Raw genomic sequence first — 25108 nt, 5'->3', positions numbered from 1 at the left:
GTGACAGGGGGCTCGCGGTCGGTGAGGCGCACGGATACGGGTTTGGTCCCGGGCGTGTCGGCTCCGTACAGTGGCGGTTTTGGGACCTCCGCAGCAGGCGGACGCGGACGAGCGAACAGGGAACGGCAGCGGCCATGACGGTGACCGAAGACAACCACGCATACGGGCCGGGCATCGACCCCGAGCGGCTGGCCCTCTGCCTCAGCGTGCTCGACGAACTCGACAAGATCGACGTCGACCACCCCGACGCCATCACCGTACGCCGCGCCACCGCCGGCCTCTACCGCACGGTCAAGCAGCGCCGCCGCCAGGAGCGCCGCGCCGCCAAGACCGCCAACGACAAGGCCGTCACCGAGGCGACCGCGACCGGCTCCGCCGAGCGCATCGACGACGAGACCGAGGGCATCCTGCCCTCCTCGGTCACCGAAGCCGGCCGGATCGCCGGAATACTCCAGCGCCCGCGCTCCTGCTACGTCTGCAAGACGCGGTACGTCGAGGTCGACTTCTTCTACCACCAGCTCTGCCCGGAGTGCGCCGTCGAGAACCGGACCAGGCGGGAGGCCCGCGCCGACCTGACCGGCAAGCGCGCGCTGCTCACCGGCGGCCGGGCCAAGATCGGCATGTACATCGCTCTGCGGCTGCTGCGCGACGGTGCCCACACCACGATCACCACCCGTTTCCCCAAGGACGCCATCCGCCGCTTCAAGGCGATGGAGGACTCCGCGGACTGGATGCACCGCCTGGAGGTCGTCGGCATCGACCTGCGCGACCCGGCCCAGTCCGTGGCGCTCGCCGAGCAGGTGGCCGCGGCCGGTCCGCTGGACATCCTGATCAACAACGCGACGCAGACCGTGCGCCGCCTGCCCACCGCGTACGCCGCGCTGGTCGAGGGCGAGAGCGCCCCGCTGCCGGCCGGCGAGCTCCCCGCCCACCACGTCATCGGCGCCTTCAACTCCGGCGCGGTCGACGGCCTGGCGGCGCTGCCCGTCGGCGTGAGCGGGCTGGAGGCCCAGAAGGTCGCCGACCTCGCCCTCGTCGCGGGCAACGCCAGCCTGGAGCGGCACCTCGCCGGCACGGCCATCGACGCGGGCGGCCTGCTGCCCGACGTCGTGGACTCCAACACCTGGGTGCAGACCATCGACCAGATCTCCCCGGTGGAGCTGCTGGAGACCCAGCTGTGCAACTACACCTCGCCGTTCATCCTGATCAGCGCGCTGCGGCCGTCGATGGCCGAGGCGGCCCGGAAGGCGTCCAGCGGGCGGGCGTACGTGGTCAACGTCTCCGCGATGGAAGGCGTCTTCAGCCGCGGCTACAAGGGCGCGGGTCACCCGAACACCAACGCCGCCAAGGCGGCGATGAACATGGTGACGCGGACCAGCGGCCAGGAGATGTTCCAGACCGACCGCATCCTCATGACCTCGGTCGACACCGGCTGGATCACCGATGAGCGCCCGCACTTCGACAAGCTGCGCCTGGCCGAGGAGGGCTTCCACGCGCCCCTCGACCTGGTGGACGGCGCGGCCCGCGTCTACGACCCGGTCGTCCGGGGCGAGGCCGGCGAGGACCTCTACGGAGTCTTCCTGAAGGACTACGCGCCCGCCAACTGGTAGGACCGCCGCCGCGTTCGCGGCGGTACGGGTGAGGAGGGGGCGGACGGCACGGGCCGTCCGCCCCCTCCTCACCCGTTCGGGCGCATCGCGCCTCAGAGTTGATAGGCCCCGGCCGCGACGAGTTCCAGCACCGGGCGCCAGTCCTCCATCACCCCGGCCTCCAGCCCCGCCGCCCGGCCCGCACGGGCCGCCTGGCGCAGTGTCTCCGCCTCCGGCTCGGCGCCCGGGGCGGGCGGGCGCAGGAGCCGGGCCACTCGGTCGCCCAGCAGCGGACGGACCGCCTCCGCAGTGCGCCCGTCCGGGTCCGCGGGCGCCCCCGGGCCGCCTTCCGGGGGCAGCAGCCGCCCCAGGCCGTGGAGCAGGCCGGCCACTTGGAGTTCCTTGTCGAACGGATGCGAGCGGCGCAGAAGCGCCGCAGTCTGTAGTCCGAGGTCGCGGTCGGAAGCGTCCGGGGCCTCGTGATGGGCGTGCAGAAGGTCCATCAGCTCGTCGACACTGCCGAACGCGGGTACTCCTGACCTCGCCACCGTGACTCCCTCTGTCGTCTCCGCTCGCGTGCCTCCGCACCCGAGCAGATCAGTCCCGGCGGACACGCCGGTGGGCGACTTCCTGAACTCGGGGAGAAAACAAGCGGTCCAGCGCGGATTTTACCGTTCCATCGAGCGGGCCCCCGCTCATATGTGTACCCTGAAGCGCAAGGAGCCTCACCCGGGCCCCGCTCCACCATGGCGCCACCGCGTCCGGAAGACCTTCTATATCCCTATTCCGGCGCGCGGACGAGCCCGCCGGGTTACGCGACACAAGGGAGTGCGCGGTGACTGAGATGACCAAGACCGACCCGACCATGGAGCGCACGGGCTGGAGGGCGAGCACGCGGTCCGACGAACTCGGCAGCCTCGAGGTCTGGGCCCGCTCCGCACCCATCCGGCTCGCCGGCTACGAGGACGACCTGGCGGAACCGCACATCCTGCCCGGCATCGACTAGGGCCGGAGCCCGACGCGCCCCCGCACCCGAGGGTGACGGGGGCGCGCCACGTCGCGGGGCGGATCCGCGTTCCCGCCGTCCGCGCGGGGTTCCCGTCCGGCCTACGCCGTGAGCGTCATCGCTATGGGCGATCATGACTTCCCCCGGCGGATCCGCCCCGGCAAGGTCGGACCCATGAAGCTACTGATGCTGGGTGGGACCGAATTCGTCGGGCGCGCGATCACCGAAGACGCCCTGGAGCGGGGCTGGGAGGTGACCGTCTTCCACCGGGGGCACCACGCGCCCCCGCCGGGAACCTCCGCCGTCCACGGGGACCGTACGCTCCCCGGCGGCCTGGACTCCCTCGCCGAGGGGGAGTGGGACCTCGTCGTCGACACCTGGGGCGGCGCCCCCACCGCGGTCCGCGACAGTGCCCGCCTGCTGGCCGGCCGGGTCGGCCGGTACGTGTACGTCTCCACCCGTTCGGTCTACGCCTACCCCCCGACCGCGGGCCCCGGTGAGGACGCCCCGCTGGTCGAGGGATCGCCCGACGCGGACTCCGTCGCCTACGCCGAGGACAAGAGGGGCGCCGAGATCGCCGCCGTCGACGCCTTCGGGGAGCGCGCGCTGCTCGTGCGCGCCGGGCTGATCCTCGGTCCGTACGAGAACGTCGGCCGACTGCCCTGGTGGCTGAACAGGGTCGCGCGCGGCGGCCCCCTCCTGGCCCCCGGACGCCCCGGGCTCCCGCTCCAGTACATCGACGTGCGCGACCTCGCGCACTGGACCCTGGACGCGGCGGAGGCCGGCCACGGCGGCGCCTACGACCTGATCTCCCCGCTGGGCCACGCCACGATGGGCAGCCTCCTGGAGGCCTGCGCCGCCGCCGCCGGTGTACCCCTGGAGCCGCGCTGGACCGACCAGGCCGTGATCGAGGCGGCGGGGATCCAGCCCTGGACCGAACTGCCCGTCTGGATCCCGGAGGGCGAGGGTCATGCCCACATGTTCGGCGGCGACGCCACCCGGGCCCTGGAAACGGGCCTGAAGTGCCGCCCCGTCGAGGAGACGGCCGCCGACACCTGGGCCTGGCTCCGCTCCCTCGGCGGCGTCGCCCCCCAGCGCTCCGACCGGCCCGCGCCGGGCATCTCCGCCGAGCGGGAGGCGGACCTACTCGGGCTCTGAGGCGCGGGCTCCGGCGAGCCGGGTCGGCGGCAGGTACTCGCGCAGCGGCGTGCGGTGCCACCAGGCGCCCGTCTCGCGGAGCTCCCGCCAGGTGGTGAACCGGTACCGGTAGAGCCGGGCCCGCACGAACCGCGGCGGGGCGTCCGGGAAGGGGTTGTGGCGGATCAGCCGCAGCGTGTCCCGGTCGCCCGCCAGCAGCCGCTCGACGAACGGCCCGAACCAGTCCCGGGCATAGCCGGGGGAGAGGGCCGCGAACCACATCAGCCAGTCCAGCCGCAGGTGGTACGGGGCGAACTGGCGCGGCATCCGCAGCGGATCGCCCGGCTTGCCCTTGAAGCCGTACTCCCGCCAGGCGCCGTCCTCGCGGGGCACCGCGTCGGCGGTCCCCTCGACCACGACCTCGTCGCGGATCCGCCCGACCGTGCCGAACGCCCCGTAGGTGTTGACCAGGTGGAGCGGGTCGAAGGACCGGTTCATCACCTGGCGCGGCGAGATCATGTTGGCCACCGGATGCCGGCTGAGCACCAGGACCAGCGCCGTCACCGCGCAGACGAGGACGACGAACCAGACCGGTGCCGCGCCCGACGCGGCGGCGGGCGGGGTACCGGCGAGCGCGGTGAAGTCGACGGCCGGAAGCGCGAGCGTGATCGTCAGCCAGTTCAGCCAGGCGAAGTTGCCCGACAGCACCAGCCACAGCTGGGTGGCCACCATGACGCACGCCGCGTACGAGGCCACCGGCTGCGGCGTGAACAGCAGGACCGGGACGATCAGTTGGGTCACGTGGTTCGCCGCGCACTCCACCCGGTGGACGGGGCGCGGCAGACGGTGGAAGAACCAGCTGAGCGGACCGGGCATCGGCTGCGTCTCGTGATGGTGGTAGAGACAGGTGAGCCTGCGCCAGCAGGCGTCGCCGCGCATCTTGATCAGCCCGGCGCCGAACTCCACCCGGAACAGCACCCACCGCAGCAGCCACAGCACCAGCACGGGCGGCCCGGTCCGGGAGTTGCCGAGGAAGACGGCCAGGAACCCGACCTCCAGCAGCAGGGACTCCCAGCCGAAGGAGTACCAGGTCTGCCCCACGTTCACGATCGACAGGTAGAGCAGCCACAGCACCGTCCACATCCCCATGGCCGCGCCCAGCGGCACGAGGTCGCCCGCGCCCGCGGCCAGCGCCGCCGCGAGGGCCGCCCCGGCCCACGCGCAGCCGGCGAAGAGTCCGTCGGAGTAGCGCAGTTGGAACAGGCTCGGGGCGTGGCGGAAGGGCATGTACCGCAGGTAGTCCGGGACGGGCAGCATGCCGCGCGCCCCGATCAGGGCCCGGAACTGCAGGGCGGCCCCGACGAACGCGAAGACGTAGACGCCCGCCAGGGCCCGCTGGAAGACCAGCCGGCCCAGCCAGTATCCGGGCGCCGTGAACCAGTCCATCCCCTCCAGTATCAGGCGCCGGCGGCCAGGGCGCGCAGGTGGCGGGCCAGCCACCGCGCGTAGCCGTGCTGGAGGAGGGGGACCACGGGACCCGCGAGCCGGGTGTACCAGCGGTCCGGGCGGCTGAAGGCGGTGACCGTGAACCACACGGCGCCGTCGGCGTCGATCTCCACCAGGAAGGACTCCTCCCCGCATTCGGGGTGCCCGGGCAGGGTTCCGTACGCGAAGCCGGTGCGGGTGGGCTCGTACGCGGTCCAGACCACCTGGCAGGGAGCGGTGATCCGCAGCGGTCCCAGGCCGATCCCCACCTCCGCGCGCAGACCGGGCCGCACGGCGCCGCCGCCCCCGGGTGTACGGACGCTGAGGCCCGAGGCCCGGTGGGCGTGGAAGGTCGTGACCGCGGCCCCGGCGGCTTCGAAGGCGGCCCGGCCCCGGCCGATCCGGGTGCGGTGGTGCAGGTGGTTGTATCCGGCGGGCAGGGGCCGGCGGGCCGTCGCACCCCGGTCGGGGTAGTTGACGGTGTCCCGGCCGGCGCTGATGAGGCGGGTCATGGCGTGTTCTCCGTTCGATCGGACATCAGGGGCGGGGTGCGGGCGCCGCCGCGAGGGCTACGGGCGCGGGGGCCGTGGGGGACACGGGGGCCGCCGGGGTCAGGCGGCGCCACGCCAGCAGGGAGCACAGGGCGAAACCGAGTGCGTTGCCCAGCCCGTGCGTGGCGGCCATCCAGGTCAGGGTGGGGTGGACGATCCCGGTGGCCTCGCCCGCCGCCCACCACAGGGCGAGCAGCATCGTGGCCACGAGGACCGCCGCCGACACGGCCAGCAGCGTCGCGGTGGTCCGGTCCCGCGCGGCGGGCCGCAGGTCCCGCCAGGTCACCAGGGCCACCGCCCACATCCCCGTGGTCAGCACCACCGCGCCCAGCAGTTCGGCCCAGTCGTCGACGAAGTAGCCGAGCAGGACCAGCAGGGTCCCCGCCGGGACGCTGTACGCGGCCCAGCGCGCCCCGCGCCGCGTGCCCGACGAGCGGCACACCAGACCGGCGACCAGGGCGGCGGTGAACCCGGCGAAGTGGAAGTGCGGGACGGTCAGCGCCAGGACGTCCAGGTCGAAGCCGAAGAGCCGGTAGCCGGCCCGCTCGGCGACCAGGGCGGTCGCGGCGACCGAGGGCGACACCAGGGCGGTGAGCACGGCCGCCTCGGCCGGGTCCGGCAGTCGCCGGCCCCCGGGCGGGGTCCGGGCGAGCACCTGCCGCAGCCGGGCCCCGGCCGAGCAGGCGAGGGCCAGGGCGGCCGCCGCGTAGAGCGCGGCGAGGGCCGTGGCCGCCGGGCCGCGCGGGAGCCAGGGGCACAGCGCCCCCGGCACGGCCGCGAGGGGCCACAGCCGGGCCGCGCGGCGCAACCGGACCGGGTCGATCAGGCGCAGGCCCAGGGGGACGGCGCAGCCCATCCCCAGGGCGACGATCAGGTTCACGAGGACGGTCAAGGTCCGCTCCTTTGAACGCGTTCAACTCACGGTCGTGACCCTACGCTTTTCGTTGAACATGTTCAATACGATCTGACGGGCGCTCCGGTTGCGGTGTCGGGGGAGATGCGGCAGACAAGAGAGGAGCAACCGGGGCGAAAAGGGAGAGCAGCGTGAACGACGCGAATGACGTGCCCGCACCGACACACCGTCAGGCGCCGCGCCGTCACGTACCGGCCTGCGCGGCCCTCTTGGCGGTCGTCGGCCTCCTCGCCGCCGGCTGCTCGGGTTCGGCCCCCGAACAGACCAAGGGCGCCGCCGCCGACCGGATGGAGCTCGCCCTCCAGCCCGTCGGCGCCCCCGGCCCCGACCCCTTCACCCCTTCGTCGGCCACCGCCGAGTCGGCGCCCGTCCAGCCGCCGCTGCCCAACGCGAGCGGCCGGGGCATCCGTACGGTCGGCGCCGCCACCCCCGGCCTGTACGGCGGGACGAACCGGCTCGGCAGCTGCGATGTCGAACGCCAGGTCACCCTCCTGACCTCGGACGACGCCAAGTCCCGCGCCTTCGCCGAGGTCGCCGGCGTCGAACGGGAGAAGATCCCCGAGTTCCTGCGCGGACTCACCCCGGTGGTCCTGCGCGCGGACACCCGGATCACCAACCACGCCTTCCGAGACGGCCGTGCCGACGGCTACCAGGCCGTCCTCCAGGCCGGCACGGCCGTCCTCGTCGACGCCCACGGCATGCCGCGCGTCCGCTGCGCCTGCGGGAACCCGCTGGCCGCACCGCTCGGGGCGAAGGGGAGCCCGGTGCTCAAGGGCGACCAGTGGAACGGCTACCAGCCCAACCAGGTCATCGTCATCGAGCCGACGGCCCAGGCGATCAACAGCCTGGTGATCGTGAACATCGCCGACAACACCTGGATCGAACGCAAGACGGGCGACGACGGCGCCCAGGACAAGGTCCCCCGGGTCCTGCCCCCCTACGATCCGGCCGAGGGCATCCCGAACGGACCCGCGACCCCGCCGGATCCCTCAGACCCCTGCGCCGGCCCGGACCCGAACAGCCTGGCCCGGACCACCCCGCCGAAAGCCCCGTCCACCCCGCCGTCCGCGCCCCCGCCCGGCACCCCTTCCGGGCCGCCGCCCTCCGGGACCACGTCCGACCTCCCGGGCGGTCCGCCCGCCGGCCCTCCCGGGGAGCCGGCCGCCCCCACCGGCCCGCTCGCCGGGCACCTCGACGAGACCGCGCCCCCGCTGGCCGAGACGGCGCCCCCGCTGGACCTGCCGGCCGGGCCCGTGAACGCCCCGGCGCCCCTCCTCGGCCCGTCGTCCGGGCCCCTGAACGAGACGGCGCCTCCCGTGAACGAGACGGCCCCGCCCCTGAACGAGACGGCCCCGCCGCTGGACGAGACGGCGCCGCTCCTGGACCTGCCCGCCGGACCCCTCGACGAGACGGCCCCGCCCCTCGGCCCGCCCGCCGGCCCCCCGGGAATGCCCGCCGCCCCCGGGGACCCGGCCGACCCCGCCGCCCCCTCCGCGCCCCCGTGCGTCCCCGGCCGGGCCGCCGACAGCGCCCCGAACGCGCCCGCCACCCCGCAGAAGCCCCCCGCCGACGTACCCGCCGACCGGCCCGCCGAAGGAGCCCTCCCGCCGGACCCGTTCCAGGACCTGCCCTCGCAGCCCGTCCGGCCCCCCGCCGACCCGGGGGCGCCCCTCCCCCCGGACGACGTGCCGACGCACGACCCGGCCGTGCCCACCGATCCGGCCGACCCCTTCGGATTCCCGGACCAGCAGCAGGCGCCCACCGACTCCGCCATCAATCTGGAGAGCGCCTGACCGGCCCCTGTGTCATGGTGGACCGGTGTCGAGCACCACATCTCCACCGGAGGACTGGCCCGCACAGCCGGACCGGTCGCTCTCACTGAACCGGATGGGCAGTTTCGACTGGGACCTGGTCACCGGGCTCATGCACCTGGACTCGGCCGCCCTCGACGTCTTCGACACGACCTCCGACGCGTACGACGGGCGGCCCGAGTCACTGGGCCCCCGCGTCCCGCCCGCCGAGAGCGCCCGGCTGGACGCCCTCGTCTCCAGTGCCCTCAAGAGCGGGCTCGACAGCTACGGCGCCTACTTCCGCATCCGCTGCCACGACGGCCGGCTCCGCTGGACCCACACCCAGGGGCGCGTCATGCGCGACGTCGACGGCCGCCCGTACCGGATCATCGGCATCGTCCGCGACGCGACCGAGGAGCTCAGCCACTCGGCCGAGCGCCTCGGTCTCGACGACGAACGCCGCCGCCAGACCTCCGTGGTCGAGAGCACCACCGCCGCCCTCGCCCACGCCCGCACCGTCAAGGACGTCATCGACGCCCTCGGGGACGCCCACGGCCTGGAACGGCTCGGCTCGATGGGCATGGTCATGGGGCTCGTCGAGGCGGGCCGGATCCACCTGGTGGCCGAAGGCCCGCCCGGGAGTTTCGTCCCCGGCACGCGCTACACGCGCATCGACGAGCAGTACCCGATGAGCGAGGTCGTGCGCTCGCTCCAGCCGCGCTTCCTCGACTCGGCGGACGAGTTCGCCGAGGGCTACCCGGGCCTCTGGTCGCGGATCTCCTCGATGGACATCTCGGCCGCCGCCTACCTGCCGCTCATCGCCCAGGCCCGGCCCATCGGCGCGATCGGCCTCCTCTACCAGGACAAGGACGGCTTCACCCAGGACGAACGCAACCTGCTGGTCGCGCTCGGCAGCAGCATCGCCCAGAGCCTCCAGCGCGCGATGCTGCTCGAACAGGAGCACGACCTCGCCGAAGGCCTCCAGCAGGCGATGCTGCCCCGCCGGATCCCCTCCGTCCCCGGAGCGCAGATCGCCGTCCGCTACCGGTCCGCCCGGATGGGCCAGGACATCGGCGGGGACTGGTACGACGTCATCCCGCTGCCGGGAGGCCGCGTCGGCGCCGTCATCGGCGACGTCCAGGGACACGACACCCACGCGGCGGCCGTGATGGGACAACTGCGCATCGTGCTGCGCGCCTACGCCGCCGAAGGGCACTCCCCGGCCACCGTGATGGCCCGCGCCTCGGTCTTCCTGCACGAACTCGACACCGACCGCTTCGCCACCTGCACCTACGCGGAGGCCGACCTGACCACCGGGGTCCTGCAGATCGTGCGCGCCGGCCACATCGACCCGCTGCTGCGCACCCGGGACGGCGACTGCCGCCGACTGCCGGTGGAGGGCGGGCTGCCGCTCGGGCTGTCCGCCGAGTTCGGCCGCCTGGAGTACCCGGTCACCACGGTGGAACTGGATCCGGGAGAAACGCTCCTGATGTGCACCGACGGTCTGGTGGAGCAGCCCGGCGCGGACCTGGACGACGGCATCCGCTTCCTCACCGACCTGGTGCGCGGCGGACCGGGCGACCTCCAACTGCTCGCCGACCGGCTGTGCGAGGTCGTCGACGACCGGGGCGACGACGACATGGCCCTGATCCTGCTCCGCCGCCGGGGCGAGGACGTCCCGCAGGGCGGCGGCCGGCTCCAGCAGCACGTGGCCCCCGGGGACCCCGAGGCGCTCGTCGCCGCCCGGCACATGATCGGCGCCGCCGTGCGGGCGTGGGGCGCGCGGGGCCGGGCCGACGAGATCGAACTGGTCGCCGACGAACTGATCGTGAACGCCCTGATGCACACGGACGGCCCCGCGATCGTGACCCTGCGCGTCCTGGCCGGCACCCAGCGGCGGCTGCGGGTGGAGGTGGAGGACCGCTCCAGCGCCCTCCCGCGCCGCCGCGAGGCCGGGCACTCGGGAGTCTCGGGGCGGGGCCTGATGCTGGTCGACCGGCTGGCGGACGTCTGGGGAGTGGAGCCGCGCGGCAGCGGCAAGTGCGTCTGGTGCGAGTTCGTGGTGGACTGACCCCGGCCGGCCGGCCGGCCCGGCCCGGCGCCGGTCCATCGGTTCGCGCTCCGCCGCGGGCGGGGGCAGGCTGGGAGGATGCCCGAGCTGCCGGAGGTCGAGGCCCTGCGGGGCTTCCTCGACGAACGCCTCGCCGGGCGGGTGGTGCGACGCGTCCTCCCGCTCGCCGTCAGCGTGCTCAAGACCTACGATCCCCCGCTCAGCGCCCTCGAAGGCCGGCGGGCCGGCCCCGTCGCCCGGTACGGCAAGTTCCTCGCCCTCGGCATCGGCGACCTCCACCTGGTCACCCACCTGGCCAGGGCAGGCTGGCTGCGCTGGCACGACACCCTGCCGGCCCGGCCGCCCGGTCCCGGCAAGGGGCCGCTCGCGCTCCGTGTCGAACTGGAGGAGGGCGGCGGCTTCGACCTCACCGAGGCGGGCACCCAAAAGCGCCTCGCCGCGTACGTCGTGCGCGACCCCCGCGAGGTCCCGGGCATCGCCCGGCTCGGCCCCGACCCGCTCGCCGAGGGCTTCGACCGGGACGCCTTCGCCGCGCTCCTGGCGGGGGAGCGCCGGCAGATCAAGGGCGTGCTGCGTGACCAGAGCGTCATCGCGGGCATCGGCAACGCCTACAGCGACGAGATCCTGCACGCGGCCCGCGTCTCCCCCTTCAAACTGGCCTCCTCCTTCGACGAGGACCAGGTCACCCACCTCTACCGGGCGGTCGGGGACACGCTCCGCACGGCCGTCGAGCGGGCGCACGGCGTGGCCGCCGGGCAGCTCAAGGCCGAGAAGAAGAGCGGTCTGCGGGTCCACGGCCGGGCGGGGGAGCCGTGCCCGGTGTGCGGGGACACCATCCGCTCGGTGTCCTTCGCCGACTCCTCGCTCCAGTACTGCCCCACCTGCCAGACCGGAGGCAAGCCGCTCGCCGACCGCAGGCTCTCGCGTCTCCTCAAATAGCCCGTTCGCTGCGTAGACTCCGGCACCATGGCTCAGGACCAGCAGCGGCCGCAGCCCCGGCGGGAGATCGTCACGGGGGTTCCCCGGGGCACGCGCCGCAGGCCTCCCGCGCACACCCCGGCGCGCTCGGAGATCTCCGAGCAGACCACCCTGGGCGCCACCTACGTACGGGCCCTGATGCGCAGCCAGCTCCGCGCCGGGCTGGTGGCCCTGACCCTGCTGGCCCTGCTCCTCGGTCTGCTGCCGCTCGGCTTCCTGCTGCCCCGGACGGTCGCGGGCCCGGTGGTCTGGGTCGCGCTCGGCCTGGTGGCGTACCCGGTGATGTGGCTGATCGCCCGCTGGTACGTGGCCCGGGCGGAGCGCAACGAGGCCGCCTTCACCGGCCTGGTCACCGACCCGGCGGAACCCCCGTCCACGGCCGGCCGGCGGACCGCGCCCTGAGCGGTTCCGCTCGTCGCACCCGCCGCCGGCACCGGCGGACCGGTGTCCGACGCGGGCCGGCCCCGGGGTCTGGGGAGCGGGCTCAGAACAGGTGCATCGCGAGGTGGCCCAAGGGCAGGCCCAGCTGCCAGGCCGGGGTCCAGACGCGGGCGTTCTCGTCCAGGCCCGCCGAGGTGTCGGGGTGTCCGAGGCGGCCGGGGTCGATGTTCGTGGCGAACAGCTCGGTGTGGTCCAGCCAGCGCCACGCCGCCCGCGCCAGTTCCAGGTCGGGGTCGTCGCCGCGGCCGCGCTCCCGGGCCTCCTCGCCGAGCGCGAGGAACCGGGTGTGGACCCAGTCGCGCCACGGGTGCCCGTACGCCGTCAGCGAGAGCCACTCCTCCAGCTGCGAGACCACCCGGATCCCCGAGAGCTCACCGGCCGCGTCCGAGAGGTAGATCGTCAGCGCGAGCGTGTCCCGTCCGGCACGGAACTCCAGTGTGCTCACCGGGATCAGGCGTCCCGTGCGCAGCAGTTCGTCGGCGATGTACTCCGCGTAGAGCCACGCCATGGGCACTGCCAGTCCGCCGTCACTGGTGCCGTTCAAACCCTCGGGCTGCACCGTTCCACCTTCTCCCGCGCTGTGAGCGTCCCGTCGTCACCCCCGAGCCTTCACCGGCGGACTCGCGGAGCGGGGGATGTTTACTCAACTTGAACGGACTGGTGCCGATATCGATGCGGTCCGTGTCCGGTTCGTGTGCCCGGCGGGCGTTCCCTGAGTGTTTCTCCAGCGGTCCCCGAGCGTTCCGGTGTCCCGAGCTCCCCGGCTCAGGCGCCCAGTCCGTACCCCTGGAGCCCCTTGCGCAGGGCGCGCAGGGCGTAGTACGTGCGGGATTTGACCGTTCCGGCCGGAATGCCGAGCTCCGCCGCCGCCTCCGCCACCGAGCGGTCCCGGAAGTAGACCTGCAGCAGCACGTCCCGGTGCTCCTGTCCCAGGCTGCCGACCGCCCGCCGGACATCGATCGCGGTGACCGAGCCCGCCACCGCGTCCTCGGGCGCGGGCGCCTGCTCCAGCCCGTCGGGGTCCACCTCCTGCGGCCGGCTCAGCCGGGCCCGGCGCGCGTCGATCGCGAGCCGGCGCGCGACGGTGAACAGCCAGGGCCGCATGGACTCGTGCCCGGTGTGGAGCACTTCCGGGTGCTGCCAGACCCGTACGAGGGTCTCCTGGACGAGGTCCTCGGCGCGCTGTGGGTCGCCTGCCGTCAGGCCGAGCAGGAAACCGAACAGGGCCCGCCCGTGTTCGCGCTGGAGTTCGGCGAGCGCCTCGGGTTCCGTGCGCTGGAGAGTGGGGGTGGGCGGCACGAGTGGCTCCTTCCGGTCCGCTGGGTTGTCCTCACCCTCACCTGCGCGGAGCCCCCCCGGGAACCGTCCGGTGACGCCGTTGCGCCCAAGCACCCGGGTCGTCCGGTGGGCGGCCGTGGCGGGCGACGAACGGTCGAACGGCACGGCGAACGGCCCTGGGCCGTAGGGGTGGGAAAGCGCCGGCGGACGGTGCCGCTCCTTGACTTGAGCAGTCTTCTCTTCAGGATTTCGGATTATCCGACAGTCCTACAAGTGAAGGCTGGGATAGATGACCCAACGCACCCGGCAGGCCGCGGCCCTGCTGTCGGCCCTCCTCCTCTCCGCTGCGGCGGCAGGCTGCTCCACCGGCAGGGAACCGGCCCCCGCGCACCTCGGCTCCCGGCCCGCCGGAGCCCCGAAGGGCAGCACCGGGCCCACCGCGCCCGGCGGTGCCAAGGGCTTCACCCTGGTCGCGAGCGGCGACGTGCTGCCGCACACCTCGATCATCCAGCGTGCGGCGGCCGACGCGGGAGGCGACGGGTACGACTTCCGGCCCATGTTCTCCGGCGTCAAACCGGTGGTCTCGGCGGCCGACCTGGCCCTGTGCCACATGGAGACCATCTACGGCGAGGACGGCGGACCCTTCAGCGGCTACCCCGCCTTCGTCTCCCCGCCCGCGGTGGCCGACGCGCTCAAGGACGCGGGCTACGACGGCTGCTCCACCGCCTCGAACCACACCCTCGACGACGGCGCCGACGGGCTGAAGCGCACCCTGGACCGCTTCGACAAGGTCGGCCTCGGCCACGCGGGCTCCGCGCGCACGGCGGCGGAGGCGGCCCGGACCACCTTCTACACCGCGGGCTCGGCCAAGGTCGCGCACCTCGCGTACACGTACGACACCAACGGCTACCCGATGCCCGACGGGCAGCCGTGGGCGGTCGGCCTGATGGAACCCGACAAGATCATCGCCGATGCCCGGCTCGCCCGGCAGGCGGGCGCGGACGTGGTGCTGGTCAGCCTGCACTGGGGCACGGAATGGCAGACCGAACCGGACGAGACGCAGCTCTCGCTCGGCAAGACCCTGACCGCCTCGCGGACCGGCGGCCGCCCCGACGTGGACATGATCCTGGGCACGCACGCCCACATCCCGCAGGCCTACGAGAAGGTCGGCGGCACCTGGATCGTCTACGGGATGGGCGACCAGGTCGCCGGGGAGATGTTCAACCACTCCGGCGCCCGCGACATGCGCGGCAACTACGGCTCCATCGGCCGTTTCACCTTCGCCCCGCCCGCCGCGCCCGGTGGGCGCTGGCAGGTCACCAAGGCCGAGTTCATCCCGCAGATGATGGACCTCTCCAGCGGGCGGATCGTCAACCTCCCGGCCGCCCTCGCCGAGGAACCCGGACAGAACGAGTACGAGACCGCGCAGGAGGCCGTCACCGAGGCCGTCCTGAGCCGGGGCGCGGCCAAGGACGGCCTCACGCGCGCCCGCTGACGCGCCGGCCCGCGCCCGCTGACGCGCCGGCCCGCGCCGGCCGCCCGCGCCCGCCGTACCGCCCGCACCACCGGCGCGCCGACGCCTCACGGCATCACCGACGCCTCACGGCACCACCGTCACCGGCCACCGTCCCGCCTTGACCAGCCGTACCGCCACCGAGCCGACGATGCGGTGGCCGGCCCGTTCCGACGCGCCGACCACCACCGCGTCCGCCTTCAGTTCCTCGGCGGCGCCCATGAGCCCCTGGTACGGGTCGCCGCGGAAGGTGTGGAACTGCCAGCGGACCTCGAAGATCCCCTTGAGGCGCTCCGCGGAGGCGCGGACCTCGGCGATGATGCCCTCCGCGATCTCCCCGGTCGTCTCTCCCACCGGCACCCCGAGCGAGGCTCCGGCGGCCATCACCGGCTGGACGTAGACCAGCGCCAGCAGCGCGTTCTGCCGCCGGGCCAGCCCCGCCGCGTAGGCCGCGGCCCGGAGCGAGGACTCCGATCCGTCGATCCCGGCGAGGATCACCTTCGGGCCGTCCGTACCGCGCTCGAAACCCGTGTTCACATGCTCCGTCACCCTCCCGAGACTATGGGGTTCGGCGCGCGGACCGGCGCGCCCCTCCCTACAGTGCCAAGCATGAGTGCCACGCTGGAGGAGACGCGGGGGACCCGCAACCGCTTCCTGAACCGGGTCCCGGACGCCTTCGGGGCGTTCTTCGGAACGCTCGGGCTGCTCTGCGCGCTGCTGGCGCTCTCCCCGACCCTGCGCAGGCTGCTACGGGCCGTGGTCGACTTCCTCGACGACTTCGTGGTGCCGGTCAGCGCGAACCTCGCGTACGCCGTCTTCCTCTTCCTCCTGGCCGCAGCCCTCGGCATGCGCAAGAAGATCGCCTGGTGGATCGTCGTCACCTATCTGGCCCTGCTGGTCCTCGTCGACGTACTGATCATCGCGGACGGGGACCTGTGGGTCGGCGGCCCCTCGATGGCCCTCGCGGTCGCGGCCTTCGTGATCCTGATCGCCTCCCGCAAGGAGTTCTACGCCGCCTCCCGCCCCGGCGCCGTCTGGCGGGCCATGCTGGTGCTGGGCCTCGGGATGCTCGCCGCCGTGCTCCTCGGCTGGGGCCTGGTCGCCCTCTTCCCCGGCACCCTGCCCAAGGGGCAGTGGCTGGACTGGGCCGCCAAGCAGGTCTTCGGCGGCCTCTTCTCCGCCCGGCAGTTCGACGGGCACCCGCCCCGCCCGCTGTACTTCCTGCTCGGCCTCTTCGGCGCCCTCGCCCTGCTGAACGCCGCCGCCACCCTCTTCCGCTCCCAGCGGCTGACGGCGGCCCTGCACGGGGACGAGGAGCCGCGCATCCGCGCCCTGCTCGGCGCGTACGGGCGGGCCGACTCCCTCGGCTACTTCGCCACCCGGCGCGACAAGGCCGTCGTCTTCGCCCCGAACGGGAAGGCCGCCGTCACCTACCGCGTCGAGGCCGGTGTCTGCCTCGCCAGCGGCGACCCGGTCGGCGATCCCGCCGCCTGGACCCCCGCCATCGACGCCTGGCTGGCCGTGGCCCGCCGCTACGGCTGGCAGCCCGCCGTCATGGGCGCCTCCGAGGACGGCGCGACCGCGTACGCCCGCTCCGGGCTCAGCGCCCTCCAGCTCGGTGACGAGGCGATCCTGCACGTCGCCCACTTCGACCTCGACGGCCGGGACATGCGGGTCACCCGGCAGGCCGTCAACCGGGTCCGGCGCACCGGCGCCACCACCCTCATCCGCCGCCACTCGGCCCTCTCCGAGGACGAGATGCAGATCATCGTCGACCGGGCCGACACCTGGCGCGACACCGAGACCGAACGCGGCTTCTCCATGGCCCTGGACCGGCTCGGCGACCGTGCCGACGGCGACTGCCTGCTCGTGGAGGCCTTCGACTCAGAGGGGGAGCTGATCGCCCTGCTGTCCTTCGTCCCCTGGGGCAAGGACGGCATCTCCCTCGACCTGATGCGCCGCGACCGCGCCGCCCCCAACGGGGTCATGGAGTTCATGGTCGCCGAGCTGTGCGCCGCCGCCCCGGGCCTGGGCGTGCGCCGGATCTCGCTCAACTTCGCCGTCTTCCGCTCCGCCTTCGAGGAGGGCGGCCGGATCGGCGCCGGCCCCGTCCTGAAGATGTGGCGCAAGCTGCTGCTCTTCTTCTCCCGCTGGTGGCAGCTGGAGGCCCTGTACCGCTCCAACGTGAAGTACGGGCCCGAGTGGTTCCCCCGCTTCCTCTGCTACCAGGATGCCGGCTCGCTCGCCCGGGTCAGCCTCGCCTCCGGCATCGCCGAGGGCTTCGTCTCCGTACCGAGCCTGCGCACCCTGTGGGGCAACGGCCACCCCAGGGGCCTCACCGCTCCTGCCAACACCGCCGGGCTGCCCTCCATCGACTCCCTGGGCCTGGACGTCGTGGGGGAGGAGGGGGAAGGGGCGCGCGAGGACCGGCTGCCCGACCAGGTGCGCGTCCGGCACGCCAAGCTCGAACGGATCCGGGCCGCGGGCACCGACCCGTACCCGGTCGGCATCCGCCAGCGGACGCACACCGTCGCCGCGCTCAAGTCCGCCCACCCCGGCTACCCGCCCGGCAGCCGCACCGGCGAACAGGTGACCCTGGCCGGACGGGTGATGGTGGTGCGCGACCTCGGCGGGGTGGTCTTCGCCGTACTGCGCGACTGGACCGGCGACACCCAGCTGATGTTCACCCGGGACGAGAGCGGGCCCGACGTCCTGGAGTCCTTCACCTCCCAGGCCGACTTCGGCGACCACGTGGTCGCGAGCGGTGAGGTCGGATCCAGCCGCGGCGGCGAACTGTCCGTGGTGGTCGGCTCCTGGCAGCTCACCGGCAAGTGCCTGCGCCCGCTCCCCGACAAGCGCAAGGGCCTGGCGGACCCGGAGGCCCGGGTCCGTCGGCGCTACCTCGACCTGGTGGCCAGCCCCGGCGCGCGGGACGTGGTGCGAGCCCGCTCCAGCGCCGTGCAGGCCCTGCGCCAGGGGCTGCTCGACCGGGGCTACCTGGAGGTCGAGACCCCGATGCTCCAGCAGATTCACGGCGGGGCCAACGCCCGGCCCTTCCGCACCCACATCAACGCCTACGACCTGGACCTGTACCTGCGCATCGCGCCCGAGCTGTACCTCAAGCGGCTGTGCGTCGGCGGCATGGAGAAGGTCTTCGAAATGGGTCGCACCTTCCGAAACGAAGGGGTCTCCTACAAGCACAACCCCGAGTTCACGATGCTGGAGGCCTACCAGGCCTTCGCCGACTACGACGTGATGCTCGACCTCACCCGCGAGCTCATCCAGGGCGCCGCCACGGCCGCCTTCGGCTCGCCCGTCGCCCACAAGGCCGACGCGGACGGCAAGCTCGTCGTCCACGACATCTCCGGCACCTGGCCGGTCAAGACGATGTACGGGGCGATCAGCGAAGCCCTCGGAGAAGAGGTCGACGCCGACACCGGGGAGCCGGTCCTGCGCAGGCTGTGCGACCGCGCCGGCGTCCCGCACGGACCGGAGGACACCCGGGGCGACGTGGTCCTGGAGATGTACGAGCGGCTCGTGGAGGAACGCACGAAACTCCCCACGTTCTACAAGGACTTCCCGACCGACGTCTCCCCCCTCACCCGCCACCACCGCAAGGACCCGCGGCTGGCGGAACGCTGGGACCTGGTGGCCTTCGGCACCGAACTGGGCACCGCCTACTCGGAACTGACCGACCCCGTCGAGCAGCGCCGCCGCCTGACCGCCCAGTCCCTGCTCGCGGCGGGGGGCGACCCGGAGGCGATGGAACTCGACAACGACTTCCTCGACGCACTGGAGTACGCGATGCCGCCGACCGGCGGCCTGGGCATCGGCGTCGACCGGCTGGTCATGTTCCTCACGGGCCTGACGATCCGGGAGACGCTGCCGTTCCCCCTGGTGCGCCGGAGCTGACCGGCGGGGTGGCTGGTCCGGGCGGGTGAGGGGGGCGGGGCGCGTCCGCGCCTCTCGACTTCTTCGGCGATGTCGTTGATACGTAGTAATAATGAAAAATGACGAGCCGACAGTAGGGCGACGCGTGCTCCTGCGTACCGCCGTCTTCCTCGGAGTCGCCGCCGCCTCGGCGATGCTCACCGGCGGCGAGACCGACACCCCGGCGCCGCGGTCACCCGCCGGTCCCGCCCCGGCCGCCGGACCGGGCGCGGCCGGCCCGCGCGGACTGGGCGCGGGCCTCCCCGAGAAGTCCTACCGCCTGCGGCCGATGACCGCCGAATCCCCCGTCCGGCCGCCGGCGGCGAAGCCGGCCGTCCGGACCCGGCCCATCCTGGAACTGCCCGTGGAGGAGCGGTCCGGCAGGGCGATGGTGCTCACCTTCGACGACGGCCCGGACCCCCGCTACACCCCGGCCATCCTCGACACCCTCTCCCGCCACGGGGTCCGCGCGATGTTCTTCGTGTGCGGGGAGATGGCCACCGACAACCGCGACCTGCTGCGCCGGATGGCCTCCGAGGGGCACGTCATCGGCAACCACACCTGGACGCACCCGCTGATCCCCTCGCTGGGCCGCGGCGCCCTGGAGTCGGAGATCGGGCGCACGAGCGAGGTGGTCCAGAGCTGCGTGGGGGAGGCTCCGGTATGGTTCCGGGCGCCGTACGGGGCCTGGAACCGGGCCGCCTTCGAGATCGGTGCCGACCTGGGGATGGAGCCCATGGCCTGGACCGTGGACACCCTCGACTGGAAGGAACCCGGTACCGGTGCCATCGTCTCCCGCGCGCTGGACGGAGCCGCGCCCGGGGCGATCGTGCTCAACCACGACGCCGGCGGCAATCGCTCGCAGAGCGTCCAGGCCGTCGCGACGTACCTGCCCCAACTCCTCGCCCGGGGCTACCGCATGACGCTGCCGACGTTGCCGCCCCGCTGAACGGCCGCGTCGGCGCGGCGTCCCCCGCCGCCCCGGTCCGCCGCCCCGGTCCACCGGGCGGCGGACCGGGGGAGGGGGCGGAGGGGGCGGAGGAACGATTCCTCAGCGGGCCTCGACCATGCGGGCGAAGACGACCACGTTGCCGTCGTAGCCCTTGGCCTTCGAGTAGCCGCCACCACAGGTGATCACCCGGAGCTCCGGGTGCCCGGTGTCCCCGTACACGCGGGCTCCGGGGAAGGCGTCCTTGGCGAACACCTCGACCCCGTACACCTCGAACACGGCCGTGCGGCCGTCGTAGCGCTCCACCTCGATGCGGTGGCCCGGCTTGAGCGAGCCCAGGCCGTAGAAGACCGCCGGGCCCTGCGCGTTGTCCACGTGGCCCACGATCACGGCGGAGCCCTGCTGGCCCGGCGAGATGCCGTTGAGGTACCAGCCCGCCAGGTTGCGGTCCTGCGGCGGCGGAGCGTCGATCCAGCCCTGCGCGTCCAGGCCGACCGTCATCACCGGCGCGTCCACGTTGATCGTCGGAATCCGGATGCGCTGCACCGACGAGTGCTCCAGCACCTCCATGTCCGACGGCGGTGCCGGCGGACGCGCCGGCAGCTGGTCGGCGTGCACGGCGACGGCCGCCGCCGCCGTCGGCTGCGGCGGTCCGTCCTCGACGTTCGCGCCGTTCCGCATCATGGCGAGGCCGCTGAGCATGACCAGCGCGAGTACGCCCCAGGGGGAGCGCCTTCTCGGTCTCTGCTCGCTCTCGTCCTCGGTCATGGCTCTCCCTTCCCGACGCGGGGGTCCCGACCCGCGTTCCAGTCCCTCCCCGGTACGCCCTTCTTCCCGCACGCTAAGGCCACGTCGGCGAGACGGCGATCGGGGAGGGGCGAACGGGTGGTGCGGCCGTAAGGGGTGCGCCCATCCAGGTAATCGTCACATAAATGCCTGACGGCTCGTGACCTGCGGATCCGTCAGATGATCGGACCGCGCTTCGGCGTGTCGCTCAACCGGGCGGCCCAAAGGCGGAAATGCGCTGGTTGCGTGCCGCCCCGAGGGTTCGTGATGGGAGGCGTTCTCGTCGATCTGCCCGGGCCACCGCTCCCGGGGCGCTTCCCGTTGGAGGTTCCACCATGCGTGCTTTCCGCGCTCTCACCGTGACCGCGGCCGCCTGTGCCGCGATCGGGCTCAGTGCCACGTTCGCCAGCGCGAACTCCCCGCAGGGTAGCGGGAACGGGCCCAGCAACGTGACGGTCAACCCGTACTCCGTACACCAGGGCGCCTCGATGCAGGTCAGCGCGGCCGGCTGTGGCCACGGCGGTACGGTCTGGTCGCACGGCAACTTTCCGCAGACCAACCTGTCGGCCGGCTCCATCGGCTTCGCCACCGTCCGGATCTTCAACCACGCCTCGCCCGGACACCACACCCTCTCGGTCAAGTGCCACGACAACAGCCTGGTCGCCACGCACCGCTTCACGATCCTTGAGGGCAACGGAGCGCAGGGCGGCATCGGCGGCTCCTTCGGCCCGTCCACCGCCGAGACGGCCATCGGCGCGGGTCTCGTCGGGGTCGCGGCGCTCGGCGCGGGCGTGCACGTGATCCGGCGCCGCCAGCCGGTCGGCTCGCGGGCCTGACGTCCGCCGGCCCTGACGTCCGCCGGCCCTGACGTCCGCCGGCCCTGACGTCCGCCGGCCCTGACGTCCGCCGGACCGGTACGTGCGCCTGGCCGGTACGTGCGCCTGGCCGGTCGACCGCCGGTCGCCCCGGGTCCCGCTCAGGACCCGAGGCGGCCGGCGGTCGCCGGGGCTGCCGGGCCCTTCGGGAGGGTCAGTGGTGGCGCGCGGTGCCGCGTCGGCGCAGGGCGTACGCCACCCCGCCCGCAGCGGCGAGGAACAGCACGGCTCCCGCGCCGAGTTCCAGGGGATCCGAGCCGGCCACGCTGCCGCCGAGCCCGCCGCGCACTCCGAGCGAGGCGGCGGTGGTGGTGACACCGCGCGGGGCGGTGGCCTTCGTGGTGCGAGGGGCCGGGGGAACGACGGTGACGCGCGGGGCGACGGCGGCCGCGGGGCGCGAGGGCGTGGGCGCCGGGGCGGTGGTGGTGCGCGTACTCGGGCTGGGCCGCGGGCCGCTGGTGGAGCTGGTGGTGGGCTTCGACGTGCCCCCGGCGATGACGAGGTCCGCGGAGCCGGTCTCCCCGTTGCAGGTGAAGGAGACGGAGTACAGGGCTCCGCGCCTGGCGTCACGGTCCACCGTGATCCGGGCGGTCTGCCCCCGCGCGATGCTCACGGTGTCGAAGACCCCGGAGGAGGCGGTGGCGTACGCGGCACCGCAGCCGCTGACGGAGAGCACCGCCTGCCCGCCGGGCGCGACCGTCGACGGGGTGATGGCGAAGCCGAAGGAGGTGACGGGCGCCGCCTCGGCCGCGAGGGCGGCGGGCGCGCCGGATGCGCAGAGCGCGAGTACGGCCCCTGTGGCGCCGGCGCTCAGCAGGGCGATGGCGGAGCTGCGTATCGCGCCCATGGCGGTCCTCCGGATTCCCCGAGGAGCAGTCGCGCAGCGTTTCCGCACGTGGGGGGTCGTGCACCTCGATGTCCGCCACGCTAGGTGCGGGCCCGGTGACCCGCGATCAGGAACGGGCGAATGGGGCACGGCCGTAGGCCGAACCGGGGACGGGAGTGCCGCCCCCGGTTCGGCCCGGCGGGTGGCCGCGGTGGGCCCGCGCCGGGCCGGCCCGGCGGGTGCGCCTAGTTCTTCAGCCCCAGGTGCGGGAACTGTGCGAAGAAGGGTTCGGCGGTGGCGGCGATCCCCCGGCCGAAGGGGGCGTCGAAGTCCCAGATCAGGAAGAGCAGGAAGGCGATCAGCGCGCTGAACAGGCCCGCCAGCAGCAACTCGCGGAAGGAACGGCGGATCTGGAGGGTGAAGATCAGTCCGACCGTCACCAGGGCCCCGGCGATCAGTCCGAACCAGACCACTCCCGGCATGGTGGCCCCGGCACTCTGGCCGCGTGCGTTGCGGGCGTCGTCGACCGCCCCCACCTGGTCCACCAGGGGCTGGTACGCCTGTCCCTCGTGGTCGGTCTGCGGTTCGTAGTCCGTCACGTCCCGGCGCACGCGTTCGAGCAGTTCGCCGCTCCGGTCGGTGAGGGTGCCGTGGTCGGCCATCCGCTGCCATTCGGTGTCGACCACGTACGTCACGTACGCGTCGACGTCGGCGCGGATCTTCTTGCGCACCGGCTCCGGGTAGACCTGGGCGCGGACGCTGATCTCGTGCAGGGCCTGGGCCTCCTGGCGCACGTACTCCTGGGCGGCCCCGCGGCCCTCCCAGACGCCCGCGATCGCCAGGCCCAGCACGATCGCGTAGATCACTCCGATCATCATCGTCATGTACTCGATGACGTCCGGGGTCTCGTTGGGATCGTCGTCCTCGCCGATCCTGCGGTGCTGGAAGAAGACGATGGCCAGGACCACGGCGCATGCCGCTGCCATCGCGAGGGACAGGACGAGCCATTCCGACAAGATGACTCCCGTTCGGTGAATCGGCGGATCGCGCTGTGCGGTCGGTTCGTGCGCGGTCCGGAGGGGGACGGCCTAGCGCGGGCGCAGCGCGACGATCGCGAGCACGGCGGGGGCCGCGGTCATGAGGGTGAAGGTCACCGGCGAGATGTGGTGCTCGGCCGGCTTGCGGACGGTGGACCGGTACGCGGGGCGGGCCACGTGCTTCTTCGGCGCGGGCGACGGCGTCGCGGTGGGGGTGGGCGTCGGCCGGGGGGCCGGCGGGGCCGGTGCGGGAGCCCGGTACACCCGGGGCGGCGGCGGGGGCGGTGCGGGAACGGGTACGGGGGCCGGCCGGGGCGGCGCGGGCGGTGGCGGGGCGGGCTTCGGCTTCGGTGGTGGCGGGGGAGGCGGCGTCGGGGTGGGCGTCGGGGTCGGCTTCGGCGGTGGCGGCGTCGGCGTGGGCGTCGGGGTGGGGGTCGGCTTCGGCGGGCAGGGCGGGGGAGGCGGCGGCGGGCAGTGGTGGCCGCCGCCGTGCCCTCCGCCGTGGTGATGTCCGCCACCCCGGCCGGCGCCGTCCGCGCCGCCGCCGGCGGCAGCGAACGCCTCCAGGACGGTCCGGCCGTCCCCGGCGTCGATCGTCGCGTAAGCACAGCTATCGGCCACGGCCGGTGAGGCGGACAGCGCCGCCCACAGCAGGACCGGAACCGCCAGCAAGCGCCTGGCACAGGCTCTGTTCACCCGGGGAGCATGCGGCCGCGCGCGCCCGCGCGCGCGGGGCACGGAACCGGTTCGCCTGAACGGGCGGAGTTGGCACCGTAGAGGTTTGAGCCAGCTCCGGAGCGCCTCGGATCGCCCTCCGGTCAAATCTCAAAAGGTATTTGTCGGTTTCTTCGCCACGGCTGTCCGGACCTGCACGTGCCTTTGGTGTGTGACCAAGAACGGACCGCCAATTTCCGCTTTCACTCGCTCCGTTGGCAAATGATCAGTACATTCGGCTCGGACAGGAGTCCGACCCCCGTCCCACCCCCCGGACGGACCGGCACGACGACGGCTTGGAGACCCCGATGGAACGCCCCGCCTGGGCCCCGCCAGGCATCGACATATCGGTGCCGAGCGTGTCCCGCATCTACGATTACTACCTGGGCGGCTCCCACAATTTCGAGGTCGACCGCCAGGCGGCCCGCCGGGCCATGGAATTCATGCCGGGGCTCCCCAAGATCATGCAGGCCAACCGGGCATTCATGCGCCGCGCCGTCCGCCACGCGGTCGCCGAGGGCATCACGCAGTTCCTCGACATCGGCTCCGGCATCCCGACCTTCGGCAACGTCCACGAGGTCGCCCACGCCGCGAGCCCCGAGGCCCACGTGGTCTACGTCGACCACGACCCGGTGGCCGTGGCGCACAGCCAGGCCGTCCTGGCCGGTGACGAGCGCTCCGGCGTCGTCGCCGCCGACCTGCGCAAGCCGCAGGACATCCTGTCCGCCCCCGAAACCGAACGGCTGCTGGACCTCGACCGGCCCGTCGCGCTGCTGCTGGTCGCCGTCCTGCACTTCCTGGAGGACACCGACGAGCCCTACGCCGCCGTCGCGCAGCTGCGCGAAGCGCTGGCCCCCGGCAGCCTGCTGATCCTCACCCACGCCTCCTACGAGGGCATTCCGCTCGCCGAGGAGGTCGCGTCCGGCACGGTCGGCGTCTACCGCGACATCCGCAACCCGCTGGTCATGCGGAACCACGACGCCATCAGCGGCTTCTTCGACGGCTTCGAACTGCTGGAGCCGGGCCTGGTGTCGATGCCCGACTGGCGTCCGGACCGCACCGGTCCGCTCGCGGAGGGCGAGGCTCCGGAGGACCCGTACGCCTTCTCGGGCTACGGCGGCGTGGGACGCAAGGCGTGAGATTCCCCGCTCCGACCCCGCCACCCGCCACCCCGAGTCCGTCCCGCGCGGCGGACATCGGCCGGGCGACGTCCCCGCAGGACCCGCAGGACCCGCAGGC

Annotated in this window: 23 protein-coding genes; 12 read left to right on the top strand and 11 right to left on the bottom strand. The window is 73.5% G+C overall.

What is annotated here, in order from left to right; translation table 11 throughout:
- Positions 1-134: 134 nt before the first annotated feature.
- Entirely contained in the window at positions 135-1610 is a 1476-nt protein-coding gene (locus OG295_RS03930) for an SDR family NAD(P)-dependent oxidoreductase (protein ID WP_371675557.1), read from the top strand.
- A gap of 92 nt (positions 1611-1702) precedes the next feature.
- Here the strand turns inward: OG295_RS03930 and OG295_RS03925 are convergent, their stop codons facing one another.
- Positions 1703-2092: a hypothetical protein gene (locus tag OG295_RS03925; protein WP_371681100.1), complete on the bottom strand. Its 390-nt coding sequence runs from the start codon at positions 2090-2092 to the stop codon at positions 1703-1705.
- Positions 2093-2424: 332 nt separating this feature from the next.
- On the opposite strand from OG295_RS03925, the gene OG295_RS03920 reads away from it, so the two are divergent.
- Together OG295_RS03920 and OG295_RS03915 are read left to right on the top strand one after the other, a co-directional pair.
- Complete coding sequence (locus tag OG295_RS03920; protein ID WP_167456775.1) at positions 2425-2595, top strand: hypothetical protein; 171 nt, start codon at positions 2425-2427, stop codon at positions 2593-2595.
- A 174-nt stretch (positions 2596-2769) separates the two neighbouring features.
- Positions 2770-3753, top strand: a complete 984-nt coding sequence (locus OG295_RS03915; protein WP_371675556.1) for an NAD-dependent epimerase/dehydratase family protein — start codon at positions 2770-2772, stop codon at positions 3751-3753.
- On the opposite strand, the gene OG295_RS03910 is transcribed toward OG295_RS03915, so the two are convergent.
- Genes OG295_RS03910 through OG295_RS03900 form a run of 3 tightly spaced genes read right to left on the bottom strand, consistent with a single transcriptional unit; the run spans position 3739 to position 6660 of the window.
- Complete coding sequence (locus tag OG295_RS03910; RefSeq protein ID WP_371675555.1) at positions 3739-5178, bottom strand: lipase maturation factor family protein; 1440 nt, start codon at positions 5176-5178, stop codon at positions 3739-3741. The two genes, OG295_RS03915 and OG295_RS03910, sit on opposite strands and share 15 nt — an antisense overlap.
- A gap of 11 nt (positions 5179-5189) precedes the next feature.
- Positions 5190-5729, bottom strand: coding sequence for a DUF1990 family protein (locus OG295_RS03905; protein WP_371675554.1), 540 nt, complete (start codon positions 5727-5729; stop codon positions 5190-5192).
- Positions 5730-5754: 25 nt separating this feature from the next.
- Complete coding sequence (locus OG295_RS03900) at positions 5755-6660, bottom strand: YndJ family protein (RefSeq protein WP_371675553.1); 906 nt, start codon at positions 6658-6660, stop codon at positions 5755-5757.
- A 152-nt stretch (positions 6661-6812) separates the two neighbouring features.
- On the opposite strand from OG295_RS03900, the gene OG295_RS03895 reads away from it, so the two are divergent.
- The 4 genes from OG295_RS03895 to OG295_RS03880 all read left to right on the top strand — a co-directional run bounded on the left by OG295_RS03895 (position 6813) and on the right by OG295_RS03880 (position 11922).
- Positions 6813-8474, top strand: a complete 1662-nt coding sequence (locus tag OG295_RS03895; RefSeq protein WP_371675552.1) for a DUF6777 domain-containing protein — start codon at positions 6813-6815, stop codon at positions 8472-8474.
- Between the two features lie 7 nt (positions 8475-8481).
- Entirely contained in the window at positions 8482-10542 is a 2061-nt protein-coding gene (locus tag OG295_RS03890) for a SpoIIE family protein phosphatase (RefSeq protein WP_371681099.1), read from the top strand.
- Between the two features lie 78 nt (positions 10543-10620).
- Positions 10621-11481 carry an Fpg/Nei family DNA glycosylase gene (locus tag OG295_RS03885; RefSeq protein WP_371675551.1) on the top strand — a complete coding sequence of 287 codons (861 nt, stop codon included), beginning with the start codon at positions 10621-10623 and terminating at the stop codon, positions 11479-11481.
- Positions 11482-11508: 27 nt separating this feature from the next.
- Positions 11509-11922 (top strand): hypothetical protein, encoded by a 414-nt coding sequence (locus OG295_RS03880; RefSeq protein WP_371675550.1) that lies wholly within the window; start codon positions 11509-11511, stop codon positions 11920-11922.
- A gap of 82 nt (positions 11923-12004) precedes the next feature.
- Here the strand turns inward: OG295_RS03880 and OG295_RS03875 are convergent, their stop codons facing one another.
- The gene (locus OG295_RS03875) at positions 12005-12469 is read right to left on the bottom strand and encodes a hypothetical protein (protein WP_371681098.1); all 465 of its coding nucleotides are present in this window, start codon (positions 12467-12469) and stop codon (positions 12005-12007) included.
- Positions 12470-12726: 257 nt separating this feature from the next.
- Positions 12727-13260 (bottom strand): sigma-70 family RNA polymerase sigma factor, encoded by a 534-nt coding sequence (locus tag OG295_RS03870; RefSeq protein WP_371675549.1) that lies wholly within the window; start codon positions 13258-13260, stop codon positions 12727-12729.
- Positions 13261-13528: 268 nt separating this feature from the next.
- Between OG295_RS03870 and OG295_RS03865 the strand changes: the two genes are divergently transcribed.
- Positions 13529-14734, top strand: a complete 1206-nt coding sequence (locus OG295_RS03865) for a CapA family protein (protein WP_371675548.1) — start codon at positions 13529-13531, stop codon at positions 14732-14734.
- A gap of 105 nt (positions 14735-14839) precedes the next feature.
- Here the strand turns inward: OG295_RS03865 and OG295_RS03860 are convergent, their stop codons facing one another.
- The gene (locus tag OG295_RS03860) at positions 14840-15301 is read right to left on the bottom strand and encodes a universal stress protein (RefSeq protein WP_371675547.1); all 462 of its coding nucleotides are present in this window, start codon (positions 15299-15301) and stop codon (positions 14840-14842) included.
- A gap of 60 nt (positions 15302-15361) precedes the next feature.
- Here OG295_RS03860 and lysX point away from each other — a divergent pair, with 60 nt between their 5' ends.
- The gene (gene lysX / locus OG295_RS03855) at positions 15362-18664 is read left to right on the top strand and encodes a bifunctional lysylphosphatidylglycerol synthetase/lysine--tRNA ligase LysX (RefSeq protein ID WP_371675546.1); all 3303 of its coding nucleotides are present in this window, start codon (positions 15362-15364) and stop codon (positions 18662-18664) included.
- A gap of 91 nt (positions 18665-18755) precedes the next feature.
- Positions 18756-19631 carry a polysaccharide deacetylase family protein gene (locus OG295_RS03850; RefSeq protein ID WP_371675545.1) on the top strand — a complete coding sequence of 292 codons (876 nt, stop codon included), beginning with the start codon at positions 18756-18758 and terminating at the stop codon, positions 19629-19631.
- A gap of 102 nt (positions 19632-19733) precedes the next feature.
- Here the strand turns inward: OG295_RS03850 and OG295_RS03845 are convergent, their stop codons facing one another.
- The gene (locus tag OG295_RS03845) at positions 19734-20399 is read right to left on the bottom strand and encodes a class F sortase (RefSeq protein ID WP_285529027.1); all 666 of its coding nucleotides are present in this window, start codon (positions 20397-20399) and stop codon (positions 19734-19736) included.
- Positions 20400-20752: 353 nt separating this feature from the next.
- On the opposite strand from OG295_RS03845, the gene OG295_RS03840 reads away from it, so the two are divergent.
- Entirely contained in the window at positions 20753-21253 is a 501-nt protein-coding gene (locus tag OG295_RS03840) for a hypothetical protein (RefSeq protein WP_371675544.1), read from the top strand.
- A 193-nt stretch (positions 21254-21446) separates the two neighbouring features.
- Here OG295_RS03840 and OG295_RS03835 read toward each other — a convergent pair whose 3' ends face one another.
- The 3 genes from OG295_RS03835 to OG295_RS03825 all read right to left on the bottom strand — a co-directional run bounded on the left by OG295_RS03835 (position 21447) and on the right by OG295_RS03825 (position 23332).
- Positions 21447-22139: a hypothetical protein gene (locus OG295_RS03835; RefSeq protein ID WP_371675543.1), complete on the bottom strand. Its 693-nt coding sequence runs from the start codon at positions 22137-22139 to the stop codon at positions 21447-21449.
- Between the two features lie 224 nt (positions 22140-22363).
- Positions 22364-23134 (bottom strand): hypothetical protein, encoded by a 771-nt coding sequence (locus OG295_RS03830; RefSeq protein ID WP_371675542.1) that lies wholly within the window; start codon positions 23132-23134, stop codon positions 22364-22366.
- Positions 23135-23206: 72 nt separating this feature from the next.
- Complete coding sequence (locus tag OG295_RS03825; RefSeq protein WP_371675541.1) at positions 23207-23332, bottom strand: hypothetical protein; 126 nt, start codon at positions 23330-23332, stop codon at positions 23207-23209.
- An 845-nt stretch (positions 23333-24177) separates the two neighbouring features.
- On the opposite strand from OG295_RS03825, the gene OG295_RS03820 reads away from it, so the two are divergent.
- Positions 24178-25008 carry an SAM-dependent methyltransferase gene (locus tag OG295_RS03820; protein ID WP_371675540.1) on the top strand — a complete coding sequence of 277 codons (831 nt, stop codon included), beginning with the start codon at positions 24178-24180 and terminating at the stop codon, positions 25006-25008.
- The last annotated feature ends 100 nt before the right edge of the window (positions 25009-25108 follow it).

Origin of the sequence: Streptomyces sp. NBC_01276, assembly GCF_041435355.1 — a bacterium.
In the GTDB taxonomy this organism is placed as follows: Bacteria; Actinomycetota; Actinomycetes; order Streptomycetales; family Streptomycetaceae; genus Streptomyces.
This window is presented reverse-complemented; position numbering and strand designations above follow the sequence as displayed.

Coding starts and splice junctions, on each gene's coding strand:
- OG295_RS03865 (WP_371675548.1), top strand. CDS start 13,529: ATGACCCAACGCACCCGGCAGGCCGCGGCCCTGCTGTCGGCCCTCCTC.
- OG295_RS03840 (WP_371675544.1), top strand. CDS start 20,753: ATGCGTGCTTTCCGCGCTCTCACCGTGACCGCGGCCGCCTGTGCCGCG.
- OG295_RS03880 (WP_371675550.1), top strand. CDS start 11,509: ATGGCTCAGGACCAGCAGCGGCCGCAGCCCCGGCGGGAGATCGTCACG.
- OG295_RS03925 (WP_371681100.1), bottom strand. CDS start 2,092: ATGGACCTTCTGCACGCCCATCACGAGGCCCCGGACGCTTCCGACCGC.
- OG295_RS03885 (WP_371675551.1), top strand. CDS start 10,621: ATGCCCGAGCTGCCGGAGGTCGAGGCCCTGCGGGGCTTCCTCGACGAA.
- OG295_RS03845 (WP_285529027.1), bottom strand. CDS start 20,399: ATGACCGAGGACGAGAGCGAGCAGAGACCGAGAAGGCGCTCCCCCTGG.
- OG295_RS03850 (WP_371675545.1), top strand. CDS start 18,756: ATGAAAAATGACGAGCCGACAGTAGGGCGACGCGTGCTCCTGCGTACC.
- OG295_RS03835 (WP_371675543.1), bottom strand. CDS start 22,139: ATGGGCGCGATACGCAGCTCCGCCATCGCCCTGCTGAGCGCCGGCGCC.
- OG295_RS03910 (WP_371675555.1), bottom strand. CDS start 5,178: ATGGACTGGTTCACGGCGCCCGGATACTGGCTGGGCCGGCTGGTCTTC.
- OG295_RS03875 (WP_371681098.1), bottom strand. CDS start 12,469: ATGGCGTGGCTCTACGCGGAGTACATCGCCGACGAACTGCTGCGCACG.
- OG295_RS03905 (WP_371675554.1), bottom strand. CDS start 5,729: ATGACCCGCCTCATCAGCGCCGGCCGGGACACCGTCAACTACCCCGAC.
- OG295_RS03930 (WP_371675557.1), top strand. CDS start 135: ATGACGGTGACCGAAGACAACCACGCATACGGGCCGGGCATCGACCCC.
- OG295_RS03915 (WP_371675556.1), top strand. CDS start 2,770: ATGAAGCTACTGATGCTGGGTGGGACCGAATTCGTCGGGCGCGCGATC.
- lysX (WP_371675546.1), top strand. CDS start 15,362: ATGAGTGCCACGCTGGAGGAGACGCGGGGGACCCGCAACCGCTTCCTG.
- OG295_RS03820 (WP_371675540.1), top strand. CDS start 24,178: ATGGAACGCCCCGCCTGGGCCCCGCCAGGCATCGACATATCGGTGCCG.